11 protein-coding genes and 1 pseudogene are annotated in these 13,847 nt (G+C 36.6%); 9 read left to right on the forward strand and 3 right to left on the reverse strand.

Annotated features, from left to right (window positions below; all coding sequences use genetic code 11):
• Nucleotides 1-69: 69 nt before the first annotated feature.
• On the forward strand, nt 70-1,170 hold the full coding sequence (locus JP36_RS09765; RefSeq protein ID WP_039174241.1) for a metallophosphoesterase: 1,101 nt from the start codon (nt 70-72) through the stop codon (nt 1,168-1,170).
• A 1-nt stretch (nt 1,171) separates the two neighbouring features.
• A complete protein-coding gene (locus JP36_RS09770; protein ID WP_039174243.1) occupies nt 1,172-2,392 on the forward strand; it encodes an NAD(P)/FAD-dependent oxidoreductase in 1,221 nt (406 codons plus the stop codon).
• Here JP36_RS09770 and JP36_RS09775 read toward each other — a convergent pair.
• Both JP36_RS09775 and JP36_RS09780 read right to left on the reverse strand, forming a co-directional pair.
• Nucleotides 2,379-4,157 (reverse strand): DUF3413 domain-containing protein, encoded by a 1,779-nt coding sequence (locus tag JP36_RS09775; protein ID WP_039174245.1) that lies wholly within the window; start codon nt 4,155-4,157, stop codon nt 2,379-2,381. The two genes, JP36_RS09770 and JP36_RS09775, sit on opposite strands and share 14 nt — an antisense overlap.
• A gap of 21 nt (nt 4,158-4,178) precedes the next feature.
• The gene (locus JP36_RS09780) at nt 4,179-4,409 is read right to left on the reverse strand and encodes a DUF1414 domain-containing protein (protein ID WP_039174248.1); all 231 of its coding nucleotides are present in this window, start codon (nt 4,407-4,409) and stop codon (nt 4,179-4,181) included.
• A 125-nt stretch (nt 4,410-4,534) separates the two neighbouring features.
• Between JP36_RS09780 and yejK the strand changes: the two genes are divergently transcribed.
• Together yejK and JP36_RS09790 are read left to right on the forward strand one after the other, a co-directional pair.
• Complete coding sequence (yejK, locus tag JP36_RS09785) at nt 4,535-5,548, forward strand: nucleoid-associated protein YejK (protein ID WP_039174250.1); 1,014 nt, start codon at nt 4,535-4,537, stop codon at nt 5,546-5,548.
• 67 nt (nt 5,549-5,615) lie between these two features.
• Nucleotides 5,616-6,035, forward strand: a complete 420-nt coding sequence (locus JP36_RS09790) for an outer membrane protein assembly factor BamE (protein ID WP_039136855.1) — start codon at nt 5,616-5,618, stop codon at nt 6,033-6,035.
• A 57-nt stretch (nt 6,036-6,092) separates the two neighbouring features.
• Here JP36_RS09790 and rpmE read toward each other — a convergent pair whose 3' ends face one another.
• Nucleotides 6,093-6,308, reverse strand: coding sequence for a 50S ribosomal protein L31 (gene rpmE, locus JP36_RS09795; RefSeq protein ID WP_039174251.1), 216 nt, complete (start codon nt 6,306-6,308; stop codon nt 6,093-6,095).
• A gap of 217 nt (nt 6,309-6,525) precedes the next feature.
• Between rpmE and priA the strand changes: the two genes are divergently transcribed.
• The 5 genes and pseudogenes from priA to JP36_RS09820 all read left to right on the forward strand — a co-directional run bounded on the left by priA (nt 6,526) and on the right by JP36_RS09820 (nt 13,594).
• On the forward strand, nt 6,526-8,733 hold the full coding sequence (priA, locus tag JP36_RS09800; RefSeq protein ID WP_039174253.1) for a primosomal protein N': 2,208 nt from the start codon (nt 6,526-6,528) through the stop codon (nt 8,731-8,733).
• Nucleotides 8,734-8,816: 83 nt separating this feature from the next.
• Nucleotides 8,817-9,632: a cell division protein FtsN gene (ftsN, locus tag JP36_RS09805; RefSeq protein WP_039174255.1), complete on the forward strand. Its 816-nt coding sequence runs from the start codon at nt 8,817-8,819 to the stop codon at nt 9,630-9,632.
• Nucleotides 9,633-9,839: 207 nt separating this feature from the next.
• Nucleotides 9,840-10,946: a sugar diacid recognition domain-containing protein gene (locus JP36_RS09810; protein WP_039174257.1), complete on the forward strand. Its 1,107-nt coding sequence runs from the start codon at nt 9,840-9,842 to the stop codon at nt 10,944-10,946.
• A 120-nt stretch (nt 10,947-11,066) separates the two neighbouring features.
• Nucleotides 11,067-12,447 (forward strand): annotated as a pseudogene (locus JP36_RS09815) (GntP family permease).
• Between the two features lie 13 nt (nt 12,448-12,460).
• Nucleotides 12,461-13,594 (forward strand): glycerate kinase, encoded by a 1,134-nt coding sequence (locus tag JP36_RS09820; RefSeq protein ID WP_039174258.1) that lies wholly within the window; start codon nt 12,461-12,463, stop codon nt 13,592-13,594.
• Nucleotides 13,595-13,847 lie beyond the last annotated feature (253 nt).

Genomic DNA, 13,847 nt, shown 5'->3' on the forward strand with positions numbered 1-13,847 from the left:
ATGGGTGAAGCATTGTGGCTTTACCCATAAAATCTTAAACATAATCCAGATTCGGAGGAAATAAATACAATGTTGTTTCGATATATCGCATTGGTTGCGTTACAACTTTTTATATTTATTGCTATCAGATCCATCGATTGGTTTTTCTTTGTTAAACCAACAAAACCACACTATAAACGAGTTTTCTTCTGGTTGAGCTATGTTGCGATCAATGCGTTTATTTTGTTATCTATTGCACGCATTATTCCTGATGGATTTAAATATTCAGCTTATATATTGATCACTTTATGGTATATCACGCTTGTAGCCGTGATGATTTTCCTATTACGCAAATTCTTATTGCTGTTTGCCGTTGAATTGGCAGCATTTCCTATTATCAGTCGTTGTATTGCATTAGTGTCGTTATCCGCTTTATTTTCGTATAGTATTTATCAGGCTTATACGCCACAAATTGTGCATTATAGCGTTAAAATAGATAAAGAGATGCAACCGTTACGTATTGGTGTTGCCAGTGACTTACACTTGGGAAAATTGTTTGGTGTCAAACAGTTAGAACAACTACAAAATATTTTTGAACAACAAGAAGTAGACATTATTCTGCTACCGGGCGATTTAATGGATGATAATTTAAATGCCTATTTCTCTGAAAAAATGGGTGCATATTTTGCCAAACTTTCTGCTCCACTAGGTGTCTATGCAACATTGGGAAATCACGATTTCTTCCAACAACCGCAACAAATTGCTCACGAAGTTCGTAAAGAGGGTGTTTATTTATTAACAGATCAAGCAGTTATTGTTTCAGATAAATTTATTTTAGTGGGGCGTAATGATGAAATGGATCAGCTTCGTCAAACTACAGAAGCTATATTATCTTTTATTCCTACAGAGAAACGACAAAATTTACCGATTTTATTGATGGATCACCGTCCGTTTTCACTATCGGAAAATGCAAATGCAGGGGCAGATATTCAGGTTTCTGGTCATACGCATAATGGACAAATTTTCCCAGGTAATTTGATTACAAAATGGGTTTATGAATTGAGTTATGGTTATAAACAGATTGAGCAAATGCATACGTTTGTTACATCAGGCTACGGTTTTTGGGGAGTGCCTTTCCGCTTAGGTTCTCAGTCTGAAGTGATGATTATTGATGTTTCAGGGACAAAATAAGATGAAGCGATATGATGTGATTATAATCGGTGCCGGGGCGGCAGGGTTGTTTTGCGCTGCTCAAATCGGTAAAAATGGTAAATCAGTGTTGGTATTGGATAATGGTAAAAAAGTCGGACGCAAAATTTTGATGTCGGGTGGCGGTTACTGCAATTTCACAAATTTAGAAGTGGGAGCACAGCACTATCTATCGCAGAATCCACATTTTGTGAAGTCGGCTTTAGCTCGTTATAGCCAATGGGATTTTATTGCTTTATTGGCAGACTATGGCATTAGCTATCACGAAAAAGAGTTAGGACAGCTTTTTACTGATAACGGAGCAGAGCAGATTGTTTCAATGCTGGTGAAAGAGTGTCAATCAGCAAATGTACAAATTCAATTACAAGTTCAAATTTCTCAAGTAATGCGTCTCACACACGGCTTTGAAGTGAAATATGGGAATGATCTGTTTTTTCAATGTGAAGAGTTAGTGATAGCCACTGGTGGTTTATCGATGCCGAAATTGGGAGCAACAGCTTTCGGTTATCAGATAGCAGAACAATTTGGATTGCCTATTATTCCGCCTCGAGCTTCGCTTGTTCCTTTTACCTGGCGTGAGCAAGATAAAGTTTTTGCTGATTTAGCCGGAATCTCTGTGCCGATTAAGGTTACAGCGGAAAATGGGATGAGTTTTAGTAATTCTTTGTTATTTACACATCGAGGAATTTCCGGTCCGGCAATGTTACAAATTTCTAACTATTGGTTACCGAATCAATCTTTATTTATCGATTTTTTACCGAAGATCAGGCTAGATGAATATTTGCAAGCAATGCGTCAGTCTTCATCAAAAATGCAATTAAAAACAGCGTTACAACGGTTATTGCCGAATAAATTGGTTGAATTTTTTATTTCGTATTATCAATTACCAACAAGCATTTTGGCTGATTTAAGCAATCTAAAAATTGCTGAAATTAGCCGACTCTTTCATCAATGGAAATTTATGCCGAATGGGACAGAAGGTTATCGAACAGCTGAAGTAACTTTAGGTGGTGTTGACACTAACCAAATTTCCTCGAAAACAATGGAGGTGAAGCATATAAAAGGGCTTTATTTTATTGGGGAAGTGTTGGATGTTACCGGTTGGCTTGGTGGTTATAATTTCCAATGGGCATGGAGTTCCGCTTATGCTTGTGCAAGTGCAATTATTGGCAAGCAATATTTCAATAAAATTAACGCTCACTAAAACTACGAAGTTCACCAAAGGCTGCAAGGAAAAGACCTAATGGCGGACGAGTTGAATTTTGTTGCTGATATTTCGCATTAAATTTTTTGTAATTTCCATATTTATCAATTTGATATTGCACGCCATCACTATCAATAATGACTACCCAACGATTATTGGCACTAAGTGTCCAATTATCTGGTGAGTGATTGAGGGCAAATAGATTATTACCAAGTGCAAAATCGGAGATTGGATTAGTAACTTGGAAAGTGTGCTTCAGTAATGTAGGCACAATATCTAAAGTGCTAGTTAAATCAAAACGTTGTAAAATGTTGGATGTCGGCATATGAATTAAAAGCGGTACTTGAATATTATCTGCTGAAAAATTCGACAAATCATTCTGATGCTCTTCACTAAAGCCACTATCGGCAGTTACTATAATGATAGTATCGTCAAATTGTTGCTGTTGTTTTAACAGATTAATCAAATCAGAAAATTGCTGATCAATCTCAATTAATCTTTCAGCATATTGATAAGGGGATACCGTATCGGAAACCATAGCTTTAGTGGTTATAGGATTGTTTGTTTCGATCAAGCTGACATCAATAAAACTGAACCAAGCCTGTTGATTCTGTTTTTGATACCATTGTTGCCATTGTTGGAAAGCTGTTTTATTGTTTTCCGCTACAGATTGCTCTTTTTTATTAAACAACACGGCAAAGAGTGGTTGATTATTCTCTTTTGTGGTATTAGCGTGAATTTGGTATTCTAAGTTTCGTAGGTGATGTAACAACACCGGTTCAGTTTTACTGAATAAAATACTGTCAAGATAATTACCCGGTAGCCCATAAAATAAGCCGACCAATCCTTCTTGAGATAAATTACTACTGCTGTAATTGTTTTGAAAATCTATCGATTGTTTGGAAAATTGATAAATTGCCGGTGTAGTTGTCGCTGAAATGGCGCTACGTTTAAGCCCGGAAATATTGATAAGCAGAATATTTGGTTGTTGCTGAGATAAAGAATAATTCAATTTGTGTTTTGGATAGTCTAGATAACGAGCATCAGCGCGACCGCTGTTTGTTAGCTGTTGTTGGTAACTCTCTGCGTCTAAAATACCGTTTTTTTCTAAGAATTTACGTGCTGTCATTGGATAAGAGAGCGGTAGATTAGAACGTTGAGCAGTAATCGGTCGATAGAAAGTAGCATCTGCCCATACATAAATTAAATGAGTAGCTATAAAAGCTAACAGAAATGTATAGGAAACGGGTTTAATCCATTTTTGTCGTTCAAGACTGCGTAATTTTTGCCACGACCAGCGAGAAAATAGCATTTGTAACAGTAGAATAATTGGCATCGGTGCAAAGAAGAGTTGCCAGTCGCGGGCTAATTCACCATTTTCAGGATTAATCATTAAATCCCATACCATAGAAGTGAGGTGAATATAAAAGCGTTTATAAATCTCACTATCCAACAATAGTAAAGTAGTGCAAAGCGTTGCCAAAATAACGGTTATTCCACGAAATGTACGATGATTTTTTATAATGAAACTGAGTGGAAAAATGATTAATAAATAGATAGCAAAAACAATAAAACTGAAATGCCCGATAATACTGATAAAAAAGTAAATTTTACCGAGTAATGTATCCGGCCAATCGGAATTAAAGGCATAACGAGCACCAATAATGAAAGAAATAATAATGTTAAAAAAGGCAAACCAATGACCCCACGAAATTTTTCGTGATAATTCTTCGCGATCTTGCCGTGTGTGATTTAGTTTTAACATTATGCCGGATGAATTAATTAATTAATGTTTTTTATTGGGTGTTTTCAATGAATTTAATAGTGCTTGAGAAAAGGCTTCAGCTAGTTCAATACGCTTATTTTCCTGCACACTGCTTAATAAAAGATTGCTTACCATATCCCCCAGAACGATTAAAGAGAGATCAACCGATGCTTGTTGTTTTTCTAAAATGCTGATCATCTCATTCATCAACAGTTCGATTTGTTTATTAGAATATTTTGAATGTGTAGCCATAGTATTGAAATAGACAAAAAACGTAGCGTTATGATAACAGATTTTTTCAGAAAATCGGCTAAAAATGATGAGTAAAATCACCTATAATGGCAATTATTTATATTGTATAGGCGAAGAATAACATTATGAGTATAAATGTTGAACAAATTATTTTGCATCAATTATTTCGTAAACCAGCAGAAGAAAGTGAAGCAATAGAGATAGATACCAGATTGCGTCAGCAGTTATTGCCGGATAACGAATTAGTGCGGCAGTTAATGTTGGAGCTTCATCAACATTATCAATCAAAAAATAAGACTTATGCCGTTTTTACCGATGCATCCAGTTTTGCACAATTATTAAACCGCTATTTAGAAAATGACATTGATTTTTTAACTTTTAGTCAACAGGCAGCACAGCAATTGGCGCAGGAAATCAGTAAATATACTTTTGCCAATGGTGGGAATTTTATTATTAGTCAATACAACTTTTTAGCAACGGAGTATCTCTTTTTAGGGTTGGTAGACAGTCGCAGCAGTTTATTAGTAGATGATGAATTAAATGTTCACGATACTCAATATTTGGATCTCAGTAAGTGCGATATCATTGCTCGTATCAACTTAACTGAACTAAAAATGGATGCTCAGTCTAATCGTTATTTGACCTTTTTAAAAGGACGTGTTGGGCGAAAAGTCAGTGATTTTTTTATGGACTTTTTGGGGGCGGAAGAGGGCTTAAATCCGAAAGTGCAAAATCAGCTATTAGTGCAGGCTGTACAGGATTATTGTCACCAAGAGCAGATTGAACCAAAACTTGCACAAGAGGTCAAACAGCAGGCATTGACTTATTGTAAAACCCAAGCACAGCAAGGGGAAGATATTGATGTGACTGAGCTTTCCGCCGAAATGGGAATGTTAAATGGTCAATCATTTGCCGAGTTTGCCCATAATGAGGAGTATGCCCTTGAGGAGAATATTCCGCCATTAACGGCAACATTAAAAAAATTGGAGAAATTTTCTGGTGCAGGGCGTGGCGTAACTTTAACCTTTAATGCCGAATTATTAGGACAACGTGTGATTTGGGATGAAGAGAATGATACGTTGATAATCAAAGGTGTGCCAGCTAATTTGAAAGATCAGTTACAGCGAAATAAATATTAAATTGGCATTTAGGCTAAGTTTCGGTATCATCAGAATGAGTTAACGATTATTAAGAAGGCTAACTACTATGAAATTAAAGATTGTTTTACTATCATCACTTTTTGCATTGGGGATTACAGCCTGTTCTACACCGTTAGAAAAATTGGTGTATCGTATTGATGTACCTCAAGGTAATTATATTGATGCTGCGTTGGTGCAGAAATTGCAGAAAGGGATGACTGAAGAACAAGTACAGTATTTGTTGGGAACCCCATTATTGGTTGATCCATTTAATCGTGCAAATTGGATTTATGTGCAACGTATTCAAAAAGGGTATGAAACGCCTGTTGAAAAGAAATTGATAGTTCACTTTAATCCTCAGCGGACGGTAGAAAGTTTTAATTATTCACCGGATTTGCAACCAGTTGAGGTGGAAAAGGTAGAAGTGGGGCAATCACAAACAGGAGCAGAAACATCAGAAAAATCTTGGTGGCAATTTTGGAAATAAATTTTGTATAAAAATAAAAAAACCTGCTTATTACAGAAGCAGGTTTTTATCTTTTTATTATTTTTTTGTACTAGGAATGCTGAAACGTTTGTTAAAGCGTTCAACACGACCGCCAGTGTCAACAACACGTTGTTTACCGGTAAAGAATGGATGGCATTTATTACACACGTCTAAGTTAATATCGTGTCCAATAGTAGAACGAGTTTTAATCACATTACCGCAAGAGCAAGTCACTGTGATTTCTTTATATTCAGGATGAATACCTTGTTTCATAATAACCTCATTTGATGATGTACCGCTATTGGTCGCTTAAGCACCAACACCGTACATATTTTTACAAAAAAACATCGCACAACGGCGACAGTAAAAAGGAATGCGCATCATATAAGAAATGGTGGTGAAATTCAATACAATCAGATTAATTATTCTGAATATTAGGGGATTTATGGAAATTTGCCTATAATAAGCTGTTTATTTTATTGAGGTAGCGATGAAAATTGTCCGTGTTGCGTTAGATATCGCATTAAGAAATCAGTTTGATTATTTATTGCCTGATTCATTGGAAGTTACAATTGGCACAAGAGTGCTGGTTCCATTTGGTACACAAAAGCGCATTGGCATTGTGAGTGAATTTTTGCCCGCAAGTGAAGTGGAAAATTTAAAAGCAGTGCTGAAAGTATTGGATCAACAGCCACTGTTTGATGAAAAAATGTGGCAATTATTGTTGTGGGCAAAAGATTATTATCACTATCCTATTGGTGAAGCTTTATTTACGGCTTTACCGATAAAATTCCGCAAAGAAGAACATCCCTCATTAACGCAGCTACAATTTTATCAATTAACTGAATCGGGCAAAGCAGCGCTGGCAGAAAATAGCCTAAAACGCGCATTAAAACAGCAAGAAATGTTGCGATTTTTGTTGCAACATCAACGCTTGGAAAAAGAGAGCGATATTTTTTCCGCAACGATAAAGCGCCAATTATTGCAGAAAAATTATGTTGAATTAATTACAGATGAACAGCCTAAGCTATGGTTTGAGCGTGCGATAATTAGCGCTATCCCATTAGTGAATGAAAAGAATAAATTGATGTTAAATAAAGAACAGGCGTTAGCTGTGAGTCAAATCTCTTTACGACAAGGATTTCACAGCTGGTTATTACAAGGTGTAACCGGTTCGGGAAAAACAGAAGTTTATTTGCAAGTGATTGAAGAAGTATTAAAACAGAAACGGCAGGTGCTGGTTTTAGTGCCGGAGATTGGCTTAACACCGCAAATCATTCGCCGTTTTAATTTGCGGTTTAATGTGCCGATTGGCGTTTTACATTCCAATATGACGGATAATTCACGTCTTCAGGTGTGGCAGCAGGCTAAGAAAGGTGAATTGGCAATAGTAATCGGTACTAGATCGGCGATTTTTACTCAGTTTTATGACTTGGGATTAATCGTGCTAGATGAGGAACACGATCAATCCTTTAAGCAACAGGAAGGCTGGCGTTATCACGCTAGAGATTTAGCAGTTTATCGAGCAAAACAGCACCATATACCGATTATTTTAGGCAGTGCGACACCGAGTTTAGAGAGCTTACACAATGTAGAAAATCGAAAATATCATTTTATTCCTTTGCGTTATCGGGCAACAAATCAAGTGACAAATCATCAAATAGTAGTAGATTTAAAAACGCAACCAATGGAAAATGGCTTGTCCTATGCTTTATTGCAACAGATGAAACAAGTGTTAGAACGGGGTGAGCAAGTGTTGCTTTTTTTAAATCGCCGAGGCTTTGCTCCTGTTTATTTGTGTCACGAATGTGGAACGGTTGAAACTTGTCCACGTTGTAATCGACCCTATACATATCATCAATCGAGGAATATTTTGCAATGTCATCATTGTGATGCACAAAAAACAATTCCGTTTCAATGTAAGAATTGTGGTTCGACCCATCTTTTGACGACAGGAATAGGAACGGAGCAGTTGGAACAAGTTTTACAGCAGAAGTTTCCACAATATCAAATCGCTCGTTTGGATCGGGATAATGTTACGAAAAAAGGTGAATTGGATCGTTATTTGGATGAGATAGACCAAGGAAAACGTAAAATTTTAATCGGTACACAGATGTTGGCAAAAGGGCATCATTTCCCTAATGTTGGATTGGTGGGATTGATAAATATTGACTCTGCACTTTTTTCTTCTGATTTTCGAGCGGAAGAACGTTTGGCGCAGCTTTATGTGCAGGTCGCCGGCAGAACGGGGCGCGGTAATAAAGCAGGGGTGGTTTTATTACAAACACACTATCCGGAACATCCATTGTTTAATACCTTGGTTTCAAAAGGTTATTCGGCATTCAGCCAACAGGCGTTGTTGCAACGGCAACAGTTTCAATTACCGCCGTATAGTTATCAGGCATTGTTAAAAGCCAGCGGAAATAATGAAACTCAGCTGTCACAGAGCCTAACTTTTTTTGTTGAACAGGTTAAAAATTTGCCGCAGGCGTGCTTGGAGCAGTTACAAATTGTCGGTCCATTGCCAGCATTAATGGAAAAAAGAGCCGGCAAATATCGTTGGTACGTTCTGTTTCAACATCAACAACGCAGTAAATTGCATCAAGTGCTGTTTTATATTGAAACGTTGCTGAATACGAATAAGTTTGTATCAGGAGTAAGACTATCGTTGGATATTGATCCTTATGATTTTAGCTAATCCCCTAGTCAATATTGCAAAATTTCAGTAGAATTATCAGTTGCTTAAACGTTTTATATTATTTATTCAGTTAGGAAATTGTTGTGGCACAACGAGATTATGTTTCTAGAAGTTCATCGCCGCGTAAAAGGCAACAAAATAGTGGTAAGAAAAAACTGTTAGTTACCCTTATTTTAGTTATTGTAATTGTATTCGCAGTAGCATTGTTCTTTCTAAAAGAAAGATCACCAGTTAATCAACAGGAAATAACAGCTGATCCAGCAGTGAATACTTCGACTACTACCAAGAAAAGTGCGTTGCCGAGTCGTCCGGAAGAGGTTTGGAGTTATATTAAACAACTTGAAACAAGAGAAGTGCCGGTTGATGATAATGTATCGTCAATTTCAAAAAATGTTCAGTTAACTGATGAGCAAAAGAAAATTTTATTACAGTTGGAACAGGAAAAATTAGCGGAACAGAAAGCACAAGCACAAAAAGCTCAGGAACAGGCAAAATTACAGCAGGAGTTAGCAAAAGCCCAACAAGAGCAGGCAAAACAGCAGGCTATACAACAGCGTCAAGCTGAAAAAGAGAGAAATGCGAATAGACAGCAGAGTCAGTCTATAGCACCAGCAAAAACTGTGGTGTCCGAAGCAAAAACAGCAGATAACAGTCAAAGTAATAAAAATGCAGATAAAAGTGGTAGAAAATATGGCTTGCAGTGCGGTGCATTTAAAAACAAACCTCAAGCGGAAAATTTACAGGCACGTTTAGTAATGAGTGGCTTTAATGCTTTTACTAAAAGTTCAGCAGACTGGACACGTGTTTTTGTTGGACCGGTTGACAGCTACAATACCGCAGCAAGTAATAAATCTGCTCTTGCTGGGAAAGGTGTAGATTGCGTGGTTGTCGGAATGTAATAGGAAAAAATGATTTACAATTGGGAAGAGTGTTGGCGTCAAAACCAACACTTTTTTGTTATTTGTTATATTCGATTTTGATAGGAAAAGGAGAAGAAAAAATACACAAAAATTTATTGAGCTATGAATTTACTTGTATTTTGAAAAAGCCCATATAAATATATTGTAAAGGTGGAAATAAATGTATTTAGATGATTAAAAGGCATTATGAAAATAAATAAAGAGATAGCTCAAAAAATTGTGTGGCGCACAATGAAGATTATTCCCTATTCGGTTAATGTAATGGATGAGAATGGGGTGATTATCGCTTCAGGCAATGCCTCTCGTTTGAACCAACGTCACACTGGTGCTGTTCTGGCGATTAGAGAAAATCGGGTAGTGGAAATTACGGCAGAATTGGCAAAATTATGGAATTTTGAGGCGCAAGAAGGGATCAATCTACCAATCAATTATCAAGGCAAAATACTTGGTGTTGTCGGCATTTCCGGTAAACCTGATGAGGTGAAGCCATTTGCGGAATTAGTGAAAATGAGTGCGGAATTGATTGCTGAGCAGGCATTTGTGCTTGAACAGGAGCGTTGGCATCATCGCTATAAAGAAGAATTTATATTGCAATTATTAAATGGAGTCCAGAATACAGATTATTCCGCACAGCAAGCTGCTTTTTTTGCTATTGATTTAACTAAACCTTATACTGTTATAATTATTAAATTAATAGATTCAACAAAAGTAGATTTACAGGAATTGATTAATTATTTGGTACAAATTCAAAATGAGCAGGAGCTTCATTTTGTTCTGCTTTCTTTTGAATCTGTTGTTGTGTTGAGTGCCAATCCTCAGGTTAAAAATCGCCAATATTTATATAAATTATTGCCACCGAATAGTGATACTCATTGCTATAAATTTGCAGTAGGAGCAATGAGAACGAATGATATTGATCTATCTTTTTCTTACAAAACAGCGGTTAGTACATTAGCGTATGGGCAGCGTTTTTTTCCGAAACGAAATGTTTATTTCTTTGAAGAATATAAATTGCCGGTATTACTGGATGAATTATTACAATCGTGGCAAGTGTCTGAATTGATTAAACCTATACAAAAGTTATATCAAAAGGATAATTCCCATCAATTACGAAAAACATTACAACAATATTTTTTCTCAAATTGTGATCCGACACGCACTGCTGCAGAACTCTTTATTCATATCAATACATTACGTTATAGGCTGAATAGGATTGAGCAAATAACAGGCTTGTCTTTCAATAAGATAGAAGAGCTTTTTATCTTATATCTCAGTACATTATTACAACGATAATTGTATTTTTATACAAATTATTGACTATAAAAACATATTTTATTGTTATTTTAGATAATGTATTTTTTTTAATACGGTTAAATAATGCCTGTTGGATGCAATATAACAAAGGAGGCTTCTATGACAGGTGTTTCTCTTATTATCAGTTTTATCATTGCGATTATGGTAATGATCTGGATGATTGCTAAATTGAAAGTTCATCCGTTTTTAGCTTTGATGAGTGTTTCTTTAGCGTTAGCATTATTGGCTGGAATACCGCTAAATAAAATTCCAACTATGATAGGAGATGGATTTAGCGGAACATTCAAAAGTATCGGTATTGTTATTATATTTGGTGCGATTATTGGTACTGTTCTCGAGAAAACAGGTGCGGCATTAAAGTTGGCTGATATGGTGGTTAAAGTTGTTGGACAAAAAAGACCTGAATTAGCAATGTTGATTATGGGATGGGTTGTTGGTATTCCCGTTTTCTGTGATAGTGGTTTTGTAGTGTTAAACCCGATCAGAGAAGCAATACAGAAAAAAATTGCCGCTAATCCTGTTGGAACAGTAGTGGCATTGAGTGGCGGTCTTTATGCAGCGCACGTTTTTATTCCACCAACACCTGGACCAATTGCAGTAGCTGGAGGAATTGGTCTGGAACATAATTTATTATTAGTTATTGTAATGGGGATTGTCGTTTCCATACCGGTTTTAGCAGCGAGTTATCTGTTTGCAAAATATATTGGTAAACGTGTTTCTGTTAGCTCAGATGAAAAAGATGATGAGTTAATTGCTCAAAGCTATGATGAGTTGCTTAAACGTTACGGTAAATTACCGAGTGGTGGTTTAAGTTTAGCTCCGATTTTTATTCCAATTATTTTGATGGCATTAGGATCAATTACTAAAATTTTAGGTTTAAGTGGTGATGTCAGCAATTTAATTCTCTTTTTAGGTCATCCAATCCTTGCACTTGCAGTTGGCGTGGTGTTTGCTGTAATTTTTGATTTTCCATTCAGGAAAAGCGAACGAATTTGAACAATTAACTAATGATACATTAAAAATTGTTGGTCCGATTTTGTTTATCACCGCAGCTGGTGGAGTGTTGGGTAAAGTTATCGTTGAAGCTGGGTTTGTTGAGTATATTAAGCAGAATGCCATTGCTATCAGTACTGCCGGTATTTTCTTCCCATTTTTGATCTCTGCAATTTTGAAAACTGCACAAGGCAGCTCTACAGTTGCAATGATTACAACTGCTGCGATTATGGGAATGTTTAATGCGAATGATTCCTTGATGAACACTTTGGGTTTAGCTTCTGAAATTGCTGCAGCCTTGACTGTAATGGCAATTGCTGCGGGGGCAATGTGTGTTTCTCACGCAAATGACAGTTATTTCTGGGTAGTGACCAACTTTAGTAAAATGACTCCGCAACAGGGTTATCGCACACAAACAGCGTTGACTTTCATTATGGGATTTGTTGGTATATTAACAGTTTATGTATTATCCCTCATCTTGTTGTAACTAAGGAACTAATATGAAAATAGTGATAGCCCCCGATTCATTCAAAGAAAGTTTGACTGCATTGCAGGTTGCGCAAGCAATAGAAATTGGGTTTAAAAAAATCTTTCCCGATGCGGAATATGTCAAAGTGCCGATGGCAGATGGTGGTGAAGGTACAGTGCAATCTCTGATTGATGCTTGGAAAGGGCAATCAATGGTAACGGAAGTTACCGCTCCTTTGGGTAATAAAGTATTGGCTAAGTGGGGGTTATCTGCTGATAGGGAGACTGCCATTATTGAAATGGCAGAGGCTTCTGGGCTACATCTTGTAGATGAAAATAAACGAAATCCTCTTATTACTAGTAGTTATGGCACAGGTGAATTGATTAAAGCTGCATTAAATTTAGGTGTAGAGAAAATTATTTTAGGTATTGGAGGCAGTGCTACAAATGATGCAGGTGTTGGAATGTTGCAGGCATTAGGAGCCGCATTTTTAGATAATAAGGGGAAACCGTTAGTAGCAGGTGGTGCAGCGTTAAAACGATTGTCTAAAATTGATCTGTCTACTTTGGATCCAAGATTGGCAATAACACAGATTGAAGTGGCTTGTGATGTGGATAACCCGTTATGTGGTGAACGTGGTGCTTCGGCAGTATTCGGTCTCCAAAAGGGGGCTACAGTGGCTATGATTAAAGAATTGGATGCAGCCCTCTTTTTCTTCTCGCAAAAAGTAGAACAGCAATTAAATAAGGATATTGCCAATATTGCAGGTGCCGGTGCTGCTGGTGGTATGGGAGCAGGGTTACAATTATTACCTAATTGTCATCTTAAGTCAGGTGTTGACATAATTATCGAAGCAACAAATTTAGCGGAAGTAATGATAGATGCTGATTTAGTGATTACCGGTGAAGGCAGGATGGATAGCCAAACAGTGTATGGTAAAACACCGGTTGGTGTAGCAAAAACGGCAAAACGTTTCAATAAAGCAGTGATTGCCATAGTGGGATGTTTACGAGCAGATTATGAAGTGGTTTATGATGCCGGAATTGATGCGGTTTTCCCAATTATTCGTAATGTAGCTTCATTGTCAGATACTTTGGCACAAGGACGAGAAAATCTGATTTCCACCGCTCAAAATGTGGCAAAAATATTGAAATTGAAGATTTAAGATTAATATCGAAATATCCCTAATTTGTTCAATTAGGGATATTATGGGGTAGTGATTGATTTTGCATAAAGGTAAAACAAAAGAAGAGAATGAATTTTTCGAAAAAAGTTTAATGAAAACAAAAAGTTGAATGAGTTTTGTTGAAAATTTTGTGCAAAATAAAAAGGAAATGAAAATGAGCAGAAATGGGCAAAAATGGCAATATATTTTGCATAAAGTGATCACCATTTAAAACGATTTTAAACCATTTTTA

This window comes from Gallibacterium genomosp. 1 (genome assembly GCF_000771875.1).
In the GTDB taxonomy this organism is placed as follows: Bacteria; Pseudomonadota; Gammaproteobacteria; order Enterobacterales; family Pasteurellaceae; genus Gallibacterium.

Coding starts and splice junctions, on each gene's coding strand:
- JP36_RS09770 (WP_039174243.1), top strand. CDS start 1,172: ATGAAGCGATATGATGTGATTATAATCGGTGCCGGGGCGGCAGGGTTG.
- JP36_RS09790 (WP_039136855.1), top strand. CDS start 5,616: ATGAAATTAAAGATTGTTTTACTATCATCACTTTTTGCATTGGGGATT.
- JP36_RS09775 (WP_039174245.1), bottom strand. CDS start 4,157: ATGTTAAAACTAAATCACACACGGCAAGATCGCGAAGAATTATCACGA.
- rpmE (WP_039174251.1), bottom strand. CDS start 6,308: ATGAAACAAGGTATTCATCCTGAATATAAAGAAATCACAGTGACTTGC.
- priA (WP_039174253.1), top strand. CDS start 6,526: ATGAAAATTGTCCGTGTTGCGTTAGATATCGCATTAAGAAATCAGTTT.
- JP36_RS09780 (WP_039174248.1), bottom strand. CDS start 4,409: ATGGCTACACATTCAAAATATTCTAATAAACAAATCGAACTGTTGATG.
- JP36_RS09765 (WP_039174241.1), top strand. CDS start 70: ATGTTGTTTCGATATATCGCATTGGTTGCGTTACAACTTTTTATATTT.
- JP36_RS09820 (WP_039174258.1), top strand. CDS start 12,461: ATGAAAATAGTGATAGCCCCCGATTCATTCAAAGAAAGTTTGACTGCA.
- JP36_RS09810 (WP_039174257.1), top strand. CDS start 9,840: ATGAAAATAAATAAAGAGATAGCTCAAAAAATTGTGTGGCGCACAATG.
- yejK (WP_039174250.1), top strand. CDS start 4,535: ATGAGTATAAATGTTGAACAAATTATTTTGCATCAATTATTTCGTAAA.